The sequence below is a fragment of the Hymenobacter cellulosivorans genome, assembly GCF_022919135.1.
Taxonomy (GTDB): Bacteria; Bacteroidota; Bacteroidia; order Cytophagales; family Hymenobacteraceae; genus Hymenobacter; species Hymenobacter cellulosivorans.
The window spans coordinates 127,050-146,922 of the sequence record NZ_CP095049.1 but is presented as its reverse complement, the minus strand read 5'-3'; the positions used below and the strand labels follow the sequence as shown (position 1 = coordinate 146,922).

At 60.7% G+C, this 19,873-nt stretch carries 14 protein-coding genes; 10 read left to right on the top strand and 4 right to left on the bottom strand.

Annotation, left to right across the window (positions count from 1 at the left end; genetic code table 11):
• Positions 1–116 precede the first annotated feature (116 nt).
• A complete protein-coding gene (locus MUN80_RS00660) occupies positions 117–1,619 on the top strand; it encodes a Do family serine endopeptidase (RefSeq protein WP_244718328.1) in 1,503 nt (500 codons plus the stop codon).
• 65 nt (positions 1,620–1,684) lie between these two features.
• Here the strand turns inward: MUN80_RS00660 and MUN80_RS00655 are convergent, their stop codons facing one another.
• Positions 1,685–2,125: a hypothetical protein gene (locus MUN80_RS00655; RefSeq protein ID WP_244718326.1), complete on the bottom strand. Its 441-nt coding sequence runs from the start codon at positions 2,123–2,125 to the stop codon at positions 1,685–1,687.
• 203 nt (positions 2,126–2,328) lie between these two features.
• Here MUN80_RS00655 and MUN80_RS00650 point away from each other — a divergent pair, with 203 nt between their 5' ends.
• Positions 2,329–3,024, top strand: a complete 696-nt coding sequence (locus MUN80_RS00650; protein ID WP_244718324.1) for a hypothetical protein — start codon at positions 2,329–2,331, stop codon at positions 3,022–3,024.
• A 251-nt stretch (positions 3,025–3,275) separates the two neighbouring features.
• On the opposite strand, the gene MUN80_RS00645 is transcribed toward MUN80_RS00650, so the two are convergent.
• Positions 3,276–4,748: a T9SS type A sorting domain-containing protein gene (locus tag MUN80_RS00645; RefSeq protein WP_244718321.1), complete on the bottom strand. Its 1,473-nt coding sequence runs from the start codon at positions 4,746–4,748 to the stop codon at positions 3,276–3,278.
• Between the two features lie 208 nt (positions 4,749–4,956).
• On the opposite strand from MUN80_RS00645, the gene amaB reads away from it, so the two are divergent.
• Positions 4,957–6,552 (top strand): L-piperidine-6-carboxylate dehydrogenase, encoded by a 1,596-nt coding sequence (gene amaB, locus MUN80_RS00640; RefSeq protein WP_244718318.1) that lies wholly within the window; start codon positions 4,957–4,959, stop codon positions 6,550–6,552.
• Between the two features lie 94 nt (positions 6,553–6,646).
• Here the strand turns inward: amaB and MUN80_RS00635 are convergent, their stop codons facing one another.
• Entirely contained in the window at positions 6,647–7,501 is an 855-nt protein-coding gene (locus tag MUN80_RS00635) for a ThuA domain-containing protein (RefSeq protein ID WP_244718315.1), read from the bottom strand.
• A 28-nt stretch (positions 7,502–7,529) separates the two neighbouring features.
• A complete protein-coding gene (locus MUN80_RS00630) occupies positions 7,530–8,627 on the bottom strand; it encodes a glycoside hydrolase family 16 protein (RefSeq protein ID WP_244718312.1) in 1,098 nt (365 codons plus the stop codon).
• 290 nt (positions 8,628–8,917) lie between these two features.
• Here MUN80_RS00630 and MUN80_RS00625 point away from each other — a divergent pair, with 290 nt between their 5' ends.
• The 7 genes from MUN80_RS00625 to MUN80_RS00595 all read left to right on the top strand — a co-directional run bounded on the left by MUN80_RS00625 (position 8,918) and on the right by MUN80_RS00595 (position 19,740).
• On the top strand, positions 8,918–9,481 hold the full coding sequence (locus MUN80_RS00625) for an RNA polymerase sigma factor (RefSeq protein WP_244718309.1): 564 nt from the start codon (positions 8,918–8,920) through the stop codon (positions 9,479–9,481).
• 101 nt (positions 9,482–9,582) lie between these two features.
• Positions 9,583–10,335: a hypothetical protein gene (locus tag MUN80_RS00620; RefSeq protein WP_244718306.1), complete on the top strand. Its 753-nt coding sequence runs from the start codon at positions 9,583–9,585 to the stop codon at positions 10,333–10,335.
• Positions 10,332–11,591 (top strand): hypothetical protein, encoded by a 1,260-nt coding sequence (locus tag MUN80_RS00615; protein ID WP_244718304.1) that lies wholly within the window; start codon positions 10,332–10,334, stop codon positions 11,589–11,591. The genes MUN80_RS00620 and MUN80_RS00615 overlap by 4 nt, the downstream gene beginning before the upstream one ends.
• Positions 11,592–11,721: 130 nt before the next feature.
• On the top strand, positions 11,722–12,279 hold the full coding sequence (locus MUN80_RS00610) for a PPC domain-containing DNA-binding protein (RefSeq protein ID WP_244718301.1): 558 nt from the start codon (positions 11,722–11,724) through the stop codon (positions 12,277–12,279).
• 140 nt (positions 12,280–12,419) lie between these two features.
• Positions 12,420–15,728: a tetratricopeptide repeat protein gene (locus MUN80_RS00605; RefSeq protein WP_244718298.1), complete on the top strand. Its 3,309-nt coding sequence runs from the start codon at positions 12,420–12,422 to the stop codon at positions 15,726–15,728.
• Entirely contained in the window at positions 15,715–17,670 is a 1,956-nt protein-coding gene (locus MUN80_RS00600) for a DUF3857 domain-containing protein (RefSeq protein WP_244718295.1), read from the top strand. Before MUN80_RS00605 ends, MUN80_RS00600 begins: the two co-directional genes overlap by 14 nt.
• 81 nt (positions 17,671–17,751) lie before the next feature.
• Positions 17,752–19,740 (top strand): DUF3857 domain-containing protein, encoded by a 1,989-nt coding sequence (locus MUN80_RS00595; RefSeq protein ID WP_244718292.1) that lies wholly within the window; start codon positions 17,752–17,754, stop codon positions 19,738–19,740.
• Positions 19,741–19,873 lie beyond the last annotated feature (133 nt).

Below are 19,873 nucleotides of genomic sequence, written 5' to 3'. Positions count from 1 at the left end.
GCAACTCCGATACTAGCCTTTGCATCTTCTGCGTTAGGGAGCCCAGTGGTTCATTCGGGCCTCATCTTCTTTCCGTAGATTCAATCGTCTTTTTTAAACCCATCTTTTTATTACCCATGCAAGCAAAACAAATGATGCTCGGCCTGCTCGGTTCTGCCATTCTTGGTGGTGGTGTGGCCGTTGGTGGGTATAAGCTGCTGGAGCCTGAGCGCGATAATGCCAATCAGGTAGTGGCGGCCGACCCCAATGTGCGCTACACCAGTGAGCTGCGCAAAAGTGACTATATCGTGCCCGAAGGACTCAACTTCGTGGCGGCCGCTTCCAGCGTGACGCCGGCCGTCGTGCACGTCATGACCGAGTATGCCCCGAAGGCCAGCAGCGGCGGGGGCCAGCGCATGGACCCTTTCCTGCGCCAGTTCTTCGGGGATGATTACGACCAGTACCGTTCGCCGCAGGCCGGTCCTTCGGTGGGCTCGGGCTCGGGGGTTATTATCGCGGCCAACGGCTATATCGTGACCAATAACCACGTAATTGATAAGGCCGACAAGATTGAAGTCGTGCTCGACGACAAGCGCAAGTACAAGGCCGAGTTGGTGGGCGCTGACCCCACGACCGACCTGGCCTTGCTCAAAGTAGAAGCTGCCAGCCTGCCCTTTATTCGCTACGGCAACTCCGACAACGTGAAAGTAGGGGAGTGGGTACTGGCCGTGGGCAACCCCTTCAACCTGAACTCGACCGTGACGGCCGGCATCATCTCGGCCAAGGGACGCAACATCAACATCCTGCGCCGTGAGGACAACATGGGGATTGAATCGTTCCTGCAGACCGACGCCGTGGTAAACCCCGGCAACTCGGGTGGGGCCCTGGTCAACCTGAACGGGGACCTGATTGGTATCAACTCGGCCATTGCTTCGCGCTCGGGGGCTTTCGAAGGCTACTCGTTTGCCGTGCCCAGCTCTATTGTGAGCAAGGTGGTAGAAGACCTGCTCAAGTACAAAGTGGTGCAGCGCGCCCTGCTCGGCGTCAATATCCGCGAGGTGGACGCTACCCTGGCTTCGGAGAAGAAGCTGGCTACCCTGAACGGCGTGTACGTGATGGGCATGGGTAAGAACAGCGCCGCCGCTGCCGCCGGCATTCAGGAAGGCGACATCATCACCGAAATCAACGGGGTGAAGGTGAATACCTCTTCGCAACTGCAGGAGCAGGTGGCCCGTTTCCGCCCCGGCGACAAAATCAAGGTGAGCCTGCTGCGGGCCAATGACAGCAAGACCGTAACGGCCACGCTGCGCAACTCGACTGGCACCACCGACATCATCCGCGAGGAGGTAGCCAAGGCGATTAAATACGAAGGCGCGACGCTGGCCCCGGTGAGCAAGCAGGAAATGAACAAGCTTGGCATTGAGGGCGGCGCGAAGATCAGCGGCGTGAAGGGTTCCAACTTTAAGGAAACCGGCATCGACGAAGGCTTCATCATTACCCGCATCGACAAGAACAAGGTGACCAAGCCCCAGGACGTGCAGCAGCTGCTCGAAGCTGCCAAGGAAAACCAGGGGGCCCTGGTAGAAGGCGTGTACCCCGATGGCCGCAAGGCCTACTACCCCATTGGGCAAGCCGAGTAAGCTGCCCAGAGGATAGCAAGTAACAAAAAGCCCCGTCAGCTAGCTGACGGGGCTTTTTTGTGGGCTTACGGCTGCTTGGCCTGCAGCAGCCAGTCGGTGGCCGGGCCTTCGTCGATGAACGTTTGCAGGCGGTAAGACTGGGAAGGAGCCTGGGCGGCAGCGCTGGCGGCACGTAGGCTGGTGTCTTGCTGCAACAACTCGGCCCGGGCCGGCGACAACAGGTAGGCTACGTGCAAACTAGCCGGGGCAAGACTGGCCGCGGCTTCGGGCAGGAACTGCTGCGCTACCCAGGCCGAGGATGAGGCATCGAGTTCGGTGCGGCGGCGAATGTCTACCAGCCAGTGGGCGGTCTGCTGCTCTTCGGCCATACTCAGGGCCAGGGTGAAGCCGTGGTGTAGCTCCTCAAACGTGACCGTGCGCAGCCACCGGATGGTAAGAATGCCCAGGTCGGAGCGGAAGGAAAGGTCAAGAAAGTCGGAGGAGGAAAGGAGGGGGGCGGGAGTCATACTCCAGCTATACGGGAGGCCCGCCGCGGCGTTAGGCTGCCCGCTCTGGCTACGGTTGCGCTTATGCGACGAATTCTGCATTTTAACTGCCGCTATTGCAATGCGTTCCTATCCTTGAGTTTATCCGCTTGGCCGCCCGCCGCGCTACACCGCTACCCTGGGTCGCCGCTCATCCGTTTTCTCTATCTTTTATCCTCTTACCTATGTACGCTGAGCGTTACGACAACCATTTTCTCAAGCTCCAGGCCTCCCGCGAGGTGCTGACTGACTTCGCCAAGTTTACCATGGAGGCCCTCCAGAAACCTGGCCTCGACCAACTGCTGACCAGTTTGCAGCCGTCCCTGCAAGCGGCCTTTACCGCCTACAGCAAGGGCGTGAGCGGGCGCACTAGCGGCAGCGGCCAGAGCCAAACGGGCACCCAAGCCGAGGAAACCGCGGCCGCGGCCTTCAGCAAGCACGTTAGAATTACGGACGTGAAGCTACTTCAGCCCTACCTGGTGGAGCATTCCGGCGAGGAGACGACCTTTTACCCCGACAAGCTCGGTGGCCTGACCCAAGCCGCGAAGTCGAAGCGGCTAACGCGCTACGCGGCGTATGTGGAAGCCCTGACCGAGCACGAGGACGAGGCTATCCGGGCGGCGGGGGCCACCGCGCGGCAGCTCCTGAATGCCTACAAGGCTGCTACCACGGCCGGCAACAAGAGCGACAAAGCTCTCAAGGACACCATCGTGGACCTGGGCCCCGGCTACCAGGCCCTGGCCGAGGCGCTGTGGGAGGTGCATTGCGCAGCCCTGTTTGTCCACCGCAAAGCCCCTCAGCAGGCGCGGGCCTACTTCGCCTATGACAAGCTGCCGCCGCGGCGGGTAGCAAAGAAGCCCTCCATAAAGCCGGCACCCTGATAGATGCACCTGCTGGCAGGCAATACAAAGCCGATGGGAGGCATTCCGCACACGTGCAGGATGCCTCCCATCGGCTTTGTCATAGTTCTGCACGTGTGCGGGGTGGCTGCCAAGGCCTTGGTAATAGCTTCGCACGTGTGCGGAACCATTCCCAGGACCTTAATAATGACCCCGCACGCGTGCGGAATGCCTCCCAAGAGCTCGGTAGCTACCCCGCACGCGTGCGGAATACCCTTCAAGCCCGGTACTATCTACTCCAGCACTACCCGGGCGGCGCGGGAGGCTTGGCCGGGCTCCTGCACCGTGAGCAAGTAGAGACCGGGCGAGAGGCCGCGCACGTCGAGCCGGCCAGCTACGGGCCGGGCCTCGCGCACGAGGCGGCCCTGGGCGTCGTGCAGGCGCAGGGTGGCGGTGGGGGCCAGGCCGGGCACGCTCAGGTAGTCGTGGGCGGGGTTGGGGCTGGCCTGGGGCGCGGGCAGGGTGCGGGGCGGGGCGGCGGCCAGCAGCGGGCTCAAGGAGCGGGTAAAGACCAGGCGGTTGGTTTGCGTAGTACCGTCGCCGAGCGCCCCTAGGCCATTGAAGCCCGTGCCATAGATGTCGCCCTTCGAGTCAATGGCCAGGCTGAATTGGTTGCCCATAGCCACTGTGCTCCAGTGGCTGCGTCTGTATTCTTGGATCGGGTTGGTCTGGAAAGTAGTCACCCCTATTCCGAGCTGCCCATGCGAATTGCCCCCCCAGGTCCAGAGCGTGCTATCCGATAGCAAGGCCCCGTAGCAGTCGTCTCCGACCGTAATAGCCATCCAGCGGGCCGAAGCCGGGGCCGTACTGGGTATCGGTATCTGCTTCAAAGGTTCATAAACGTTGGTGCCGCCCCAGGTCCAGAGCGAGCCATCCGAGCGCAGGGCTGCCGTAAGGAAGTTGCCCGCCTTAACGTATGTCCAGGTGGTGCCGGCCGCAGCGGTGGGCGGGTCAGGTACCTGTGTAGGGGGCAAATCTTTAAAAGCGCCTTGGTTCTGATACACTCCCAGGACTCCGTAGTAATTATTGCCCCAACCCCAGAGGGTTCCGTCGGAACGCAAGGCCATGCTGTATTCGTCGCCTGCGCTTATATGCGTCCAGTATGTGCCAGGAGCTGCACTGGCAGGGGTTGGTACCGGCACGGGCACGTTACTATATTGATTAATACCATTAGCCGTATAGGTAGGACCGCCCCAGGTCCACAGCGAGTGGTCGGAGCGCAGGGCCAGCATGTGGCGGGAGCCCGCAGAAAGCTGAGTCCAGACGGTGCCCGGTGCGGCCGTAGAAGGAGGTGATATGAGCCTAGGTAGCGACCCATAGGCCCCGGTAGGACCGTGGCCAAAAATGTCGCCCCAGGCCCATAGTGAGCCATCGGAGCGCAGGGCAAAGACTGCATTAGTGGCTATCGTAAAGTGCGTCCAAACGGTCCCCGGCGTGGCAGTGGCGGGCGTGATAATCTGTTGGGGTGTTGGGTAAGCCCCCAAACCACCGGATGTATTGTAGCCCAGCTGTCCGGCTTGGTTTACGCCCCACGACCAGAGGGTTCCGTCGGCCCGCAAGCCCAGCGAACAGGCATAACGGTCAGGCGATACCGTACCAGCTACCGTAACGTAGGGCGAGGAAGCGGCGGTTTGGGCGCGGCTAGTCCCGGTTTGCAGCGCCAGGCATACAGCCAGGGCGCCGGTTATAAGGTAAGAGTGCTTCATGAAAGAGAATAAAGTAGGAGAAAATAGAAACGTCACTGCTCACTAGCGAACCAAGCGGTAAGATAGAGGGCCGTAGTGAGACTATAGCAAACACCGTGGCTTCGCGGCCCCGCGCTTGGCGCAGCGGTACAAGCCCGCGCCGATTTGCTAGCTTTACACCCGGTACCCTTCCACCCGAAGCAGAACTCCCATCCAACCTTTCTCAGATATGAAACTCGCCATCGAAGAAGCCGCCGCCACCGGCGCCGACGTGCAGGAACACGACCCCCACAACATCCAGCAAGTACTGCGCGAGCTGGGCATCGAGGCCGAAAACGCCGCCTACAGCACCGGTTTGCAGTGGGGCGGGGCCGGCCAGAACCTCAAAACCATCAGCTCACCCACCGATGGCCGCCGCATTGCCGCCGTCGCCATGGCCACCGAAGCCGACTACGACGCGGTGGTGCGCACGGCCCAGGAGGCGTTCAAGACCTGGCGCCTGGTGCCGGCCCCGAAGCGGGGCGAGATTGTGCGCCAGATTGGCAACAAGCTGCGCGAATACAAGGAGCCCCTGGGCAAGCTGGTAAGCTACGAGATGGGCAAGATCCTGCAGGAAGGCCTGGGCGAAGTGCAGGAAATGATTGACATCTGCGACTTTGCCGTGGGCCTCTCGCGCCAGCTCCATGGCCTGACCATGCACTCCGAGCGGCCCGCCCACCGCATGTACGAGCAATACCACCCGCTGGGCATCATCGGCATCATCTCGGCCTTCAACTTCCCGGTGGCCGTGTGGAGCTGGAACGCCATGCTGGCCGCCGTCTGCGGCGACGTGAGCATTTGGAAGCCTTCGGAAAAGACCCCGCTGGTCGCCGTGGCTGTGCAGCACATCATCAAGGACGTACTGACGGAAAACGAACTGCCCGAGGGCATCTTCAACGTCATCATCGGCGGGCCCGAAGTAGGTGCCGCCATGGCCGCCGACACCCGCGTACCGCTGGTATCGGCTACCGGCTCGACCCGCATGGGCAAGAAGGTCGGCGAAGTAGTAGGCGCCCGTCTGGGCCGTGCCTTGCTGGAGTTGGGTGGCAACAACGCCATCATCCTGACCCAGCACGCCGACCTCGACATGGCCATGCGGGCCGTGGTATTCGGGGCCGTGGGCACGGCCGGGCAGCGCTGCACCACCACGCGCCGCCTCATCATCCACGACTCGATTTACGAGGACGTGAAGAGCCGTCTGCTGAGCATTTACCCCAAGCTGCCCATCGGCAACCCCCTGCAGGATGGCAACCTCGTAGGTCCGCTCATCGACAAGCAGGCCGTGGAAGGATTCACCAAGGCCCTGGAAGCTGTGCAGGCCGAAGGCGGCACATTGCTGACCGGTGGCAAAGTGTTGGAAGGCGAGCAGTACGCTACGGGCACCTACGTGCAGCCGGCCCTGGTGGAAGCCAAGAACGAGTACCACACCGTGCAGGAAGAAACCTTCGCGCCCATCCTCTACCTGATTAAATACTCGGGCGGGGTAGATGAGGCCATTGAGCTGCAGAACGGCGTGAAGCAGGGCTTGTCCTCATCTATCTTCACCCTGAACATGCGCGAGGCCGAAGCCTTCCTGGCCGCCACCGGCTCCGACTGCGGCATTGCCAACGTGAACATCGGCACCTCAGGGGCTGAAATTGGCGGGGCCTTCGGGGGCGAGAAAGAAACCGGCGGGGGCCGGGAGTCCGGCTCCGACGCTTGGAAGATCTACATGCGCCGCCAGACCAACACCATCAACTATTCCGACCAGCTCCCGCTGGCCCAGGGCATCAAGTTCGACGTGTAGTAAGAAGGTTGCGTAACGCAAAAGGCCCGTCCGGATGATCCGGGCGGGCCTTTTGCGTTACGGAAGAGGCCGTATGTCGCTAAGCAACGGAGGATCAGCGTGCCTGGGACTTTTTACCGCTACCCAGCCACAACAGCCCGTCGAGGATGAACTGAGTTTGGGCCGCGCTGCCGAAGGTGGCCGACAGCGTCTGGTTGGTACCGCTCTCGTAGTCCATGTCGTTGTGGCCCATGTTCACGTAGAGCATGCGGTACTTGCGGTTGGTCCAGGCCACGGGGTAGTAGCCGCTGCGCCAGATTTCGTGGGGCTTGGGGCCGGTGCCGAGCGGGAAGCTGGTGGAGTCGACGGCCAGCAGAATCTCGATGTCGGGGTTGCGGCGCAAATCGGTGGTCCACTTGTACCACTCGTTCGGGGCCGAGCGGAAGGTAGCGGGCAGGTCCTTGGTTGCAGGATGCTTAGGCGCTTCCACGCGCAGGGTAGCCGCAGTGGGCCGCCAGGTGTTGCTGGCGTACTGGTCGGAACCGAGCAGCTGTTGGTGGTACCAGTCCCAGTTTTGGGGATAAGCCGAGGGGGTAAGGGCAAAGGCGGCGAAGTGAAAGCCCAGCCAAGCCCCGCCCTTTTCCATGTACTGTTGAAAAGCGGCCCGCTGGGCCGGCTTGTCGGGTCGGGTGTCCAGAAACACGACCACCTGGTAACGGGCCAGGAAGGCTGCATTCAGGTTGTCCCAGTTGCTGGTTGTGTCGTAGGCAAAGCCGTGCTGGGCGGCGGCCTGCGGAAACCAGCGGTTAGCTTCCCGCACAAAGCTGATGTGAGCCAAATCGTTCTTGGCCGTGTAGAAAGCAACAACCCGGAAGCGGGGCCGGGGCTGAGGCGGCACGGTGGCCAACGCGGCGCAAGGCAGGCTCAGCAGACTGAAGCTCAAAAGCCAGAGGCGGAATAGCAAAAGCATAGCAGCAGGATAAGGACCACCGGCAAAATTATGGTTGAGCCGGCGTACTCTTCTTCGGAAGGTTTCCCTCAACAACCTGGAAGTCGCGGTTGCGCTTTTCCAGCAGGGGCCACTGTCCTTTCCGGTCAACCTGGTTGGGGCGGTACACCCGGATGTAGTCAATCAGGAAAGGGTCGTTGGGTGGGGGGCAGTGCTGGTCGTTGGGAGTTACCCCATCAGGTAAAAAGGCGCAGTGGTTGTTGCTTTTGCAGTCCCACAGAAAGTGAGTAGAAAGAATCAGGTGCAGCTCGTTGCGGGGAATGCCGGCCCGATTGGCTTTGCGCGCCCAGCGCGAGTTGCGCAGCACTTTGTACAAGTTGCCATCGGCGTACCAGGCCAACAGGTTCTCCGTCCAAACCAGGGTGTAGGTATGATATTGCTGGTCGGGTTGGGAGTCTTTGTCGAAATAGTAGTAGGTGAAATTAGGTTTGTGCCCGATATAGGCATTGGGTTGGAGGGTGCTGAAAAAGTCGCGCCGGCCCTCAATCCTACTGGTTTCGAACCCGTCAATCTCCCAGGTGTCGCGGCCAGAGTCCCAGTTGGGCGTGCGGACGTTGCAGGCCCCTTCCCCGGTATACAGCCAGAAAGCCGCCAGCAGGCCCTCGGTAGATGGCACCTTGCAACGGATTTCGAATACGCCATACTTGAATCCGGTATCCGGGCACAGCGAATCGCCCTGAAACAGGGCGCGAACCATGCCGCTGGTACGGTAAATAACGCCCTTATTGACGTAGCCCGTGCTGGAGACAACCGAATCGAGCGGTGGGTTGTGGTAGGTGTAGTCCAGGGCCAGCACCTGGTCGTTGGCCTCGGCCGAATCGGGGTTCAGATGCATGTCCTGGGGCAGATAGGCGTAGTTGTCGGGCCCTATATTCTCGCAGGGAGCTGTCGGTTTCCACGTGGCGTTGCCCCAGCCGTGCTCCGGCGACCATTTGTTGAGGCCCCGGCCCAGCAGCGAGTCGCGGGAGGAGTACTGGAAATCATCGGCAAATACTAAGTGGTAATCCTTGTCCAGGTTGGGTAAGCGGGAAGGTTGGGCCCACCCTGGCAGGGCGGCCAACAAGAGCAAAAAAACGAACAAACGCATATAACGGTAACGAAAAAGCTAGTACGAAGCATCTAAGGTAAGGCTGCGCAACTCCAAATGGTGCGCTCCCAACGGGAGAGAACCGGTTATGTTGCAGCGCCCGGCCATGATTGAACTCTTGCCTCAGCCCATGAGGTTGGCAAAGTGGATGTTGGCTGAAGCGTGCAACTTTTAGTCCGGCCCACTGTCTTTCATCTGCTTACCCGTCATCACTAGCAGCACAGCCCGGAAAGTTGGATATTTACGGTTCTCCTGATTCTCAACTTCCGCCAACCGAACAGCAACAGCATATGGAGGCATTTGCGTACACCGATATCAACGCCCCTTTGGTGGAGCGCTGCCGCCTGGGCGACCGGCGGGCCCAGGCCGAAATTTATAAGCGGTATGCCAAGGCCATGTTCAATGCCTCGTTGCGCATCACCGGCGACTATGCCGAGGCCGAGGACGTACTGCAGGAGTCGTTTCTGAGCGCCTTCCGGGAGCTGCACAGCTACAAGGGCGACTCTTCGTTCGGCTCTTGGCTCAAGCGCATCGTCATCAACAAGAGCATCAATTGCCTGCGCAACCGGCGCCTGCAGCTGGTGCCCCTGGCCGACCAGCACGACTCGGTGGGCACCGAAACCGAGAGTGGCGAGTACGACACGGAGGAGCTGGGCTGGCGCGCCGACGTGGTGCGGCGCTGCGTGCAGGAGCTGCCCGACGGCTACCGCGTGGTGTTGTCGCTCTACCTGCTGGAAGGCTACGACCACGCCGAAATTGCCGGCATTCTTAACATCACCGAATCGACTTCCAAGTCGCAGTACAGCCGGGCGCGTAAGAAGCTGCTGGAACTGGCCCGACAGCACGGTCTTTAACGAAATAACGTATCAACTACAGTAGCCGCCGCAACCCGCCACCCCAGAGTACGCATCGGGGCGCGGCCGGCCCGGGGAGAAACGTGCGAATAACCACCTGTATGAAAGAGAAAAAAACCGGACTTGAGGACTTTGTCGACCGCCACCGCGGTGACTTCGACGCGTTTGAGCCCCGCCCGGATTTGTGGGATGCCATTGAGGCTGAGCTGAGCGCGGCACCCGTAGCTGCGCCCGAAGCAGCCCCTTTGCGCATTGTGAAGCTGCAACCCGACGAAGAAGTTCTGCTCCCAACGGCCGCGCCGGCCCCGAAGATTACCGCGCCGCGCCGCTACAACTACGGCGTAGCCGCCGCTCTGGCTCTGCTGCTGCTAGCGGGCCTGGGCGCTATCTGGTCAAAGTCGGCCACATCGACGGGAAGCTGGATCAAAGCGGCTTCGGCGCCGCTGGTGCTTAGCCAGCCGGAAGAAACCACCGGCTCGGTACCCGGCTTTGGTGCTTCACCCGTGGGCATCGAAGCCGCTAGCCCACAAAAGCGCCTGGCCGTGGCCGTGCAGCGCATGGAAGAGTACTACGCCACCCAGATTGGCGAGAAAAAAGCCGAAGTCAGTGTCCTGGGCGGCCCATCGGCCACAGCTACGGCCGACTGGCATAAGGAGCTGACCACGCTCGATTCGACTTACAATCAACTGAAAGTAGAATTGTACCGCAACCCCGAGCCCGACGTGGTGCTGGAAGCCATGAACCGTAACATGCAGATCCGGCTCGACATCCTGAACCAGCAGCTGCGTTTGCAGGAGCGGATGAAGGAATACAATGCGGCTACCCCGGCCACGGAAAGTGAGGTCAAACCATGAAGACTAGCCTGAGAAACCCCGGGCGGAGCTGGCGGTATCTGCTGGCCGGCGTGGGTCTGCTGGCCGGTTCGCTGAGCAGTGTGGCCCAGAGTCACGCTGAAGCGGCTGCCCAATACCGCTACCTGGCTAGCCCCGAAACGGAAGCCTTCCTGCACCACTACGACGACCTCGCCGAGCCGGAGCAAACGGGGCAGAATGGCACCCAGGGCCCCCAGCAAGGTCCGCAGGAAGAAGCCAGCAGCACGGTGCCCGCCGTGGAAAAAAGCCGCAAACTGAGCCGGACTTACGCCGCGGCCAACAAGCCCTATAACCTGGAAACCCGCTACGGCCGCGTGCAAATCAACACCTGGAGCCGCAACGAGGTCCGCACCGACGTGGAGATTATTACCCGCGCCGACACCGACGAGAAAGCCCAGCAGCTGCTGGACATGATTCAGGTGCAGATGACCGAGGCCGATGCGGCTACCGGTGGTATTGCCGTTCGTTCCCGGTTCGGGACCATGCCCCGGGAGTGCTGGAGCCGTACCAAGCTCTACGAAGTAAACTACACAGTGTGGCTGCCCAAAAACACGCCGCTGCGCGTGTATAATACCTTCGGCGACATCAGCATCACCAACGACCTGAGCGGCCCGACGGAGCTGGCCGTAGAGTACGGCACGCTACGGGTGGCTCGCCTCGAGGGCCCGCAGAACCTGCTACGCGTGGGCAACGGCCAGGGCGCTATCAGCTACGCCCGCACGGCCAGCATTGATGCTTCCTACTCCAAACTGCGCCTAGACGCGGGTCAGACGGTGGATTTGCGCAACAACTACTCCGACATCGACGTGGGCACCGTGCAGGACCTGACGGTGCACAGCAAGTACGGCGACGTGGCCCTGGGCACGGTGCGCAACCTGCGGGGTACCTCGGGCTACTCCAAGTTCAGCATCGACAAAATCAGTGAGCGGCTGGATATGACTGTGCAGTTCTGCCCCTCGTTTGAGGTGCGCAACACGGGCCGTAATTTCCGCCAGATCAACGTGGATGGGGGCTACAGCACAATTCTGCTCAACTTCCCCGATGGGGCCGGCTTCAACTTCGACGTAAACACCCAGCACGGCAAGCTCCTGCTCGATAAGCGCCTGGTGAAAGTAGAATCGGAAGAGAACAGCCCCTCGTCGAGCGACATGCAGGGGCAGTTCGGAGCTATTTCGGTCCGCAACCCGGCCAACGTCAACATCAAAGTCCGCTACAGCGACGTGCGCTTCAACCGCTAAGCCGTTTTGGCCTGACACTATCGAAAAGAGCCGACCAACGTCGGCTCTTTTTTATTGCGTAATCTTGGGGCGGACTTGGCCCACTAGCTCCGCTTTTTGAGGAGGTGGGCCGGGCTAGCTGTTGCCGGTTATGACACGAATCCTTCTTTCTTTGGGGCTGCTGTGGCTGAGTGCCACGGCCGGCTTTGCCCAACAATCCATGCCTGCTGCCCCCGTTCCGGCTTTTTCTTCTCCCATGCGCACCTACGCGCTGCGCCTGCGCCCCGGCCAGGACCTGCGCCAGCAGCTCACGGCCTTCGTGCAGGAGCACCACCTGCAGGCTGCGGCCATGGTGACCTGCGTGGGCAGCCTGACCACCACCACGCTGCGGCTGGCCAACCAGAGTGGGCCTTCAGTGTACCATGGCCACTTCGAAATCGTGTCGTTGGTGGGCACGCTCTCCGTCAATGGCAGCCACCTGCACCTAGCCGTGTCCGACTCCACCGGGCGCACCATCGGCGGCCACTTGCTCGACGGCAACATCGTGTACACCACGGCCGAGCTGGTGATTGGCGTGCTGGAGGAGCTGGACTTCCGGCGCGAAACCGACCCGGTATCAACTTACCAGGAACTGGCGGTGTACCCACGGGCGGCTGGCAAAAAGAAACCGGTCGGTAAGAGCCCGGAAAAGAAGGGCGGCAAGCAATAATTAGCAGCTAAAAACATTATTTTCCTTAGGGGTGGAGCGGGGCTTTTCAGAGCGCCGCCGAATGAGTATTATTGTAAGATTACCCTGCTTGTGAAGCCGAGCTTTTTGCTCGAATTGCCTTTTCTATTGTCCTTAGCTTAATGCGAATTTCTACCTGCGGCGCGCTTCTGGCGCTTTGCTCGATGACGAGCGTAACGGTAAGCGCCCAGCAGCGCCCCACGTTGGCCAACTCCACCCAAATCCTGAAAGACGCCGTTGAGCTCCACGATAAGGGTAACTACGCCGGGGCTATTGCCCAATACCTGACTGTGCCGGCCAGCGACACGGCCTACGTGCGTATTCAGCACGAACTGGCGTTGTCTTACCTCTACAACAAGCAGTACAAAGAAGCCGTGGCAGCCGGGCAGCGCGCCCTCGATTTGCACCTGCGCGACCCACAGATCTACAATATCGTGGCTACGGCCCAGGAAAAACAGGAGAATGTGCCCGCTGCCCTCAAGCTCTATACCGAAGGGCTGCGCCTGTACCCCTATAACCAGGCGCTGTGGTACAACCAGGCCGTGAGCCAGGTGAAGGCCGGCGACATAAAGGGGGCGGTGGCCAGCTTACAGCGTAGTGCCGAACTGGCACCGCTGCACGCCAATACCCATTATACTATGGGACATTTGGCCTTGCGCCAGGGTCAGACTTCCCACGCCCTGCTTGGCCTGCTGACCTACCTGGCCATTCAGCCCGAGGGGGAAAAAAGCAACTCGGTGCTGGTGATGGCCGAGCAGCTGGCTTCCAACGCCGTGGAAATTGAGGCCAAGGAAAAGCTACCGGCCACGCTGCCCAACAGCGCGTTTCAGGAGCTCGATGAGCTGCTCAACTCCAAGGTGGCCCTGCGTAAGGACTACGCCAGCAAAGTCAAGTTCAACGCCAACGTAGTGAAGCAGCTACAACTGCTGGTAGAGAAATTTCCGGCCGCCGATGCCGACCCCAACGACTTCTGGCTGCGCCTCTACAGCCCGCTGATACAAGTGCTGCGGCAGGAGGACAACCTGACCGCCTTTACCTACCTGACCCTGCTCTCGGCCGGCGACAAACAGGCCGCCCAGTGGTTGAAAAGCAACAAGGGCCGGGTCACCAAAATGGCGGAAGTCGTGGGGGTGGCCCTCAACGAGCTGCGCGCCACCCAGCTCATGCAGCGCGACGGAAAGCTGACGCCGGTAAAAGGCTGGTACAACAGTGACGGTCACTTGGTCGGACTGGGTGCCGGGGAAGGCGACGCGAAGAAAACGACGTTCCGCGGGCCCTGGCTGTTTGTGGACGAAGCCGGCGCGCCCGAGGAAGAAGGCGTTTTCTCGGCGACCGGGCTGCGCCAGGGCACCTGGAAGTCGTACTTCCCCGATGGCAAAGTACGGCTCGTGAAAAACTACGACGAGGCTGGTAAGCTGCACGGCGCCTACCTCGAATACCATGACAACGGCACCGTATCGGTGGAAGGCAGCTACGTACACGGCGACCCTACCGGCGTGGTGAAGCTGCACCGCTATTGTGGGTCGGTGAACGAGGTGCGAACCTACAAAAACGGCGAAATTGACGGAGAAACCACGTATCTGACGCCCGACGGCAAAACTGAGGGCCGCACCCTGTACCGGGCCGGTAAAAAGGACGGTCTGGCCCAAACTTACTACCCCAACGGCGTGCTCGAAGCCGAGTACACTTACGTGGCCGACCAGCGCCAGGGACCTTTCACCGTGTATTACGCCGACAAAGCCCCGGAGCGGAAGGGTGCCTACGACAAAGGCGAGCTGCATGGACCGTATACCGCACATTTCGCCAACGGCAAGCCCTACCAGACCGGCACTTACGACCATGGTAAAAATGTGGGGCTGTGGCGCACCTATTACCGCTCGGGCAAGCTCAGTCTGGAACAGAACTACAACGCCGCCGGTGAGCTGCACGGTACCCTGCGCGACTACGACGCCAACGGGGTGGTTACGGCCGAGCTGGAGTATGAGCAAGGCCGCGTAACGCGGGTAACGGCCCTGGACAAGACCGGCAAGACGCTGGCCAAAGTTGAAGTAAAGAAGGGTAAGACGCCGGTGCAGATTCTGCGGGCCAACGGCCAGCCCCGCTCTACGGGAACCTACCTGAACGGGCAGCCCGACGGTGAGTGGCGCTGGTATTACGGCACCGGAGCCCTCGAAACGGTGCGGCACTACAGCAACGGTGGCAAGCTCAACGGCCTAGTAGAACAGTATTACACCAACGGCCAGGTACATACCCGCCAGAGCTACCTCAACGACGAGGCCGACGGTTACTTCGAGCGGTTCAATGAGGACGGGCAGCTGAATCAAACCGGCTTCTGGCAGCACGACCAGCGCCAGGGCCTCTGGCGCGACTATTACGTAGATGGCCGCCTGAGCGAGGAGTATTACTACCGCAACGACGAGCCCGAGGGCCCTTCGCTCAGCTTTTCGCCCGGTGGCAAGCCTACCGGAGAGCGGCAGTACCTCGACGGCCGGCTGGTGCTGGTCACCAGCCGCGACTCGACCGGCAAGGAAATCAGCCGGCAGCTGATAACGCCCGACACCAAGGAGTACATTCTGCGCTACCCCAACGGCAAAGTTCGGTACCGCATGCCTATGCTCTGCCTGGATGAGCAGGGCACCGGCGGCTGGCTTACCCCGAGCGGTACCCCCGAAGCTACCGTCAGTATGGTACAAGGGCAGCGCGAAGGAGCCTACAAAGCAGTGTGGCACACCGGTAAAACCTCGGTGGAAGGACAGCTGCGGCAGGGCCGCCGCGAAGGCGAGTGGAAAACCTATTATCCCTCCGGGGCCCTGTCGAGCCGCGGCGTTTACTACCACGGCGAGCAGGACGGCGAGTGGACGACCTACTTCGAAAACGGCAAAACCGAGTCGGTGGGGCAGTACCTTGACGGGGAGCTGCATGGCACGTTCCGCAGCTACAACATGCTGGGCGAGTTGCTGGTGGAAAAGCACTACGAGGCCGGCAACCTGGTCGGCTACCGGGCCGGTGGCGCTGATGGGCAGCCCCGCGGTGAAGTCACGGCTTTCGAAACCGGCAACGGTCCGCTGAAAACCCAGTTTGCCAACGGCAAGCCCGCCGTGGAAGAAAGCTACAAGGGTGCCTACGTGGATGGCCCGCGCACACTCTACTACAGCACCGGGCAAGTATACCGCCGCTCTCAGGTGCTTAATGGCGTGCTGACGGGCAAGCTGGAAACTTTCTACCCCGACGGCAAGCCCATGGAGGAAGAATATTACGCCCACGATGAGCTGCACGGCCGGGCCCGTTACTACCGGCCCAACGGTACGCTGGAGCGGGAAGTAACCTACCGCAGCGGCGAAAAAGCGGGTCCCACGGTGTACTACGACGCCCTGGGCAAGCCGGTCAAAACAGAGTTCTACTGGAATAATTTCGTGTATGACAGCAAATAAACGAACCTGGCTCGGGCTGCTAGTCGGTGGCCTGCTGCTGACGCTGCCCGGCCGGGCGCTGGCTCAGCAGCCGCTGCAGGCCCTGCTGGCCGCTCAGAAGCAGTATCCCGACGAGAAGGCCGTCTATCTCGATTACCGGCAGGACGTGACCGTGGAGCTCAAGGGCGACTCGGTGCAGGTGCTGGCCCGCCACCACTACGACATGCTTCACCTGGCTCCGCAGTCGGCCTTGTACGCCCGCGACAAAGTGTACAGCTCCCACTTCAACCGCCTGCAGAAGCTCGAAGCCCGCACCCTGGTACCAGCCGGCAACGACTATAAGGCCCTGCGTATCTCCGATTTCAAGGAGAAATTCGAAGTGCAGGAAGGCATTTTCTTCGACGACACCCGCTACACCACCTGGACCTTTCCGGCCGTGGCCCCCGGCGTGCGTACCGTCGTCGACTATACTGTGCGTCACCCCGATGCCCGGTTTCTGTCGCCGTTTTACTTCGCCAACCACGTACCCACCCGTCACGCGGAAGTCACGCTGACGGCGCCCAAGTCGGTCAAGATTAACTATAAGTTGTTTCACGTCGAAAACACGCCCGTTACCTTCACCAAGCAGGAGAAAGGCTCGTCGGTGGTGTACCGCTGGACCGTAGACAACATGCCCAGCCCCTCGCGCGACGACGACGGGCCGGAAATAGCTTACTACGCGCCCCATCTGGTGTATTACGTCGAGGAAGTGCCCGCCGCTGGGCAGCCGCGCAAGATGCTTTCGGGTGTGCCCGAGCTGTATTCGCTCTACTCCGGCTTCGTGGCTGGCCTCGACAAAAAGGAAAGCCCGGCCCTGCGCCGCGTGGTCGATTCGTTGGCCGTGGGCGCCGCCTCGGAAGAGGAGCGGGTGCGGCGCGTGTATTATTGGGTGCAGGACCACGTGCGCTACGTGGCCTTCGAAAACGGTCTGCGCGGCTTCGTGCCCGCCGATGCCGGCCAGGTATACGCCCGCCGCTACGGCGACTGCAAGGACATGGCTAACCTGACCCACGAAATGCTGCGCATGGCCGGCGTCAAGTCCTACCTAACCTGGATTGGCACCCGCGCCCTGCCGTACCGCTACTCGGAGCTGGCCACGCCCGGCGTCGACAACCACATGATTGCCACCTGGGAGCCCAAACCCGGACAGTACGTGTTTCTCGACGCCACCAGCAAGCACAACCCCTTCAACATGCCCACGTCCATGATTCAGGGCAAAGAAGCGCTGCTGGCCCTCGACGGCAAGAACTGCAAAGTGGTAAGCGTACCGGTGATGGACAAGGAGAAAAGCCACGCCGTGGATGTTTCCACCCTGGCCCTGAGCGGCACCACGCTCAAGGGTAAAGGCCAACTGGCCTTGTCGGGCTACCCCAAAATCACCCAGGCCTACGCCCTGGATGGCATGGACAAAACCGAGGAGACGAAGTACGTGAAGCGGGTGCTGGAGCGCGGCAATAATAAGTTCTTCGTCGACAGCTACGCCGTGCGCAACGTGGCCGCCCGTGAGCAGCCCCTGACCATCGACTACGAGTATCGCCTGCAAGACTATGTGCAGCAGGTCGACGACGAGATTTACCTGAACCTGAACCTGGAGCAGCCCTACGCCAACGACCGGATTGATGCCGACAAGCGCCGCCTGCCCCTGTACAACGAGTATACCCACTCCGACCGGACCCGCACCGAGTTTGAGATTCCGGCCGGCTACGACGTGGAGTACCTGCCAGCCAATGCTTCCACCAAGGAAGACGTGCTGGGCTTCAGCATCCGCTACGAGCGCAAAGGCAACAAAATCGTGCAGGAAAAAGACCTGTACGTGAACTACCTGCTGCTCCAGCCCACCGAGTTTGCCAAGTGGAACACCGTAGTCGACAAGCTGGGCGCGGCCTACCGCGACGTTATCATCCTGAAAAAGAAGAAGGTCTAAGCCTGACTTGCTCCCGCTCTTATCCTAGTGCCTCACGCATTTTATGCTGGCTTTGCCCTGCGGCTAAGTCAATTTTCTGCTATGCTGAAATCCTCTTCCCGCCTTTTCTGGCTGACCCTGGCCCTGGGGTGGCTGACCGTGCTTGATATCTGCGCCCAGGCTGTTCCGGCCGGCCTTACCCACGCCGGATACAGCTGGGACGCCAAACGAAAACGCCTGCCGCTTACTGAGGCCGAAACCCAGCTGCCCGCTCTATTGCTGCTCGACTTCACGGCCCAGGAATACTTCTACGACGAGAAAACCAAGAAGCTGGGCTTGTACTCGACCAGCCACAGCATTGTGCGCGTCAACAGCACCGACGCCATTGAGCGTTTCAACAAGATTTATGTGCCCGTGCAGGACGGCGCCCTGCTCTGGCTCAAGGCCCGCACCATTAGTCCGCGCGGCGAAGTGGTAGAGCTGAATCAGAGCAACATCAAGGAGCTGAAGGACCAGGACGGCGGCCGGGGCTTCAAGATTTTCGCGGTGGAAGGCGTGGAGAAAGGCAGCGAAATTGAGTACGTGTACATGCGCCAGCGTAGCCCCAACTACTTCGGCCGCGAGTACCTGCAGTCCGATTTGCCGGCCCGCTCCGTCACGTTCGAGCTGATTTCGCCCGAGCAGCTCACCTTCGATACCCGCGTTTACCACGGCCCCCAGGCCAGCCGCGACACCGTTATTGGCGGTAAACACATCGTGCGTATGGTCCTCAAAGACGTGGCCCAGACCCGGGAAGAGGCGTTTGCCAACCCCCAGGCCGAGCGGATGCGCATCGAGTATAAGCTGGCCTACAACGCCAGCCGGGGCCGGGAGCGGCTCTTTACCTGGGCCAAAGCCAGCCAGTACATTCACGGCACCCTCTATGGCTACTCCAAGGACGAGCAAAAGGCCCTGGATAAGCTTCTGAAGCAGATGAAAGTGCCCGCTGGTGACGTAGCCGAGCAGGTTCAGTTCGTGGAAAACTACCTCAAGACCAACTTCAATCCCGCCGAAGGCTACGTCGAACCGGAGCTGTCGAGCATCATTAACACCCGCAACGCTACCGATTTGGGCTTTGCCCGTCTGTTTGGCGGCGTGTTTCGCAAGCTGGGCATCGAGCACGAAGTGGTAGTAACCTCCGACCGTAGCGTGTCGCCCTTCGATGAGTCGTTCGACACCTGGAACTACCTGGATAACTACATTTTCTACTTCCCGGCCACCAAGCAGATGCTGGCCCCGGCCCGGTCCGACTACCGCTACGGCATGGTGCCTTCGGAGTGGACTGCCAATCCCGGCCTGTTTATCCGGACCGTAAAGCTAGGCGCTACCGAATCGGCGGTGGGTAAGGTGAAGGACATCCCGACCCTCACGGCCGACCAAAACCCGAGCGACCTGGATATCAAAGTGCAGTTTGCCCCGGCCCTGGATAAGTCGACAGTCAACATCCGCTACATCCTGGGAGGCTACAACGCCCAGGTGATTCAGCCCTTCTATTCCCTGATTCCGGAGGAAAAGCGTACCGAAATAGCCCAGGGATTCATCAAAAGCTGTGTGCCCGACGCCACGTTCAAGAGCCTGAACGTTATCAACGGGGAGCGGGGATTGAGTCCTTTGGCCAAGCCCTTCATCGTGGAGGCCGGCGTAGAGTCGGCGGCGCTGCTGAACCGGGCGGGTCCCAAGTATCTGTTCAAAGTCGGGGAACTGCTCGGGCCGCAGTCGGAGCTCTACCAGGCCGATGCCCGGCAGTTCGACGTGGAAAACGAGTTTAACCGTCGCTACAACCGCGTCATCACCTTTGAATTACCGGCCGGCTACAATGTTCGCAACCTGAAGGACCTGAACTACAACGTGAAGGCCGGCCCCGATGCCGCCGCCCCGCTTTACCTGTTCCAGTCGAGCTACGCCGTAGAAGGGCAGAAAGTCACGGTGACCATCAAGGAGCACTACCAACAGATCCGCTGGCCCAAGAAGGACTTCGAAGCCTTCCGGGAAGTGGTAAACGCCGCTGCCAACTTCAACAAAGTGGTCCTGGTGCTGGAAAAGAAAGGCTAAGCGCACCACTGACAGCCGCAACGCGCCTCACTTTCTTCGGAAGGTGAGGCGTTTTGTTTGGACAGCATCAGCAGAAAACTGCCGGAAGTGTTCGGCATGCCGAATGTTTTTTGTTCTTTGCAGCTCTCACTCA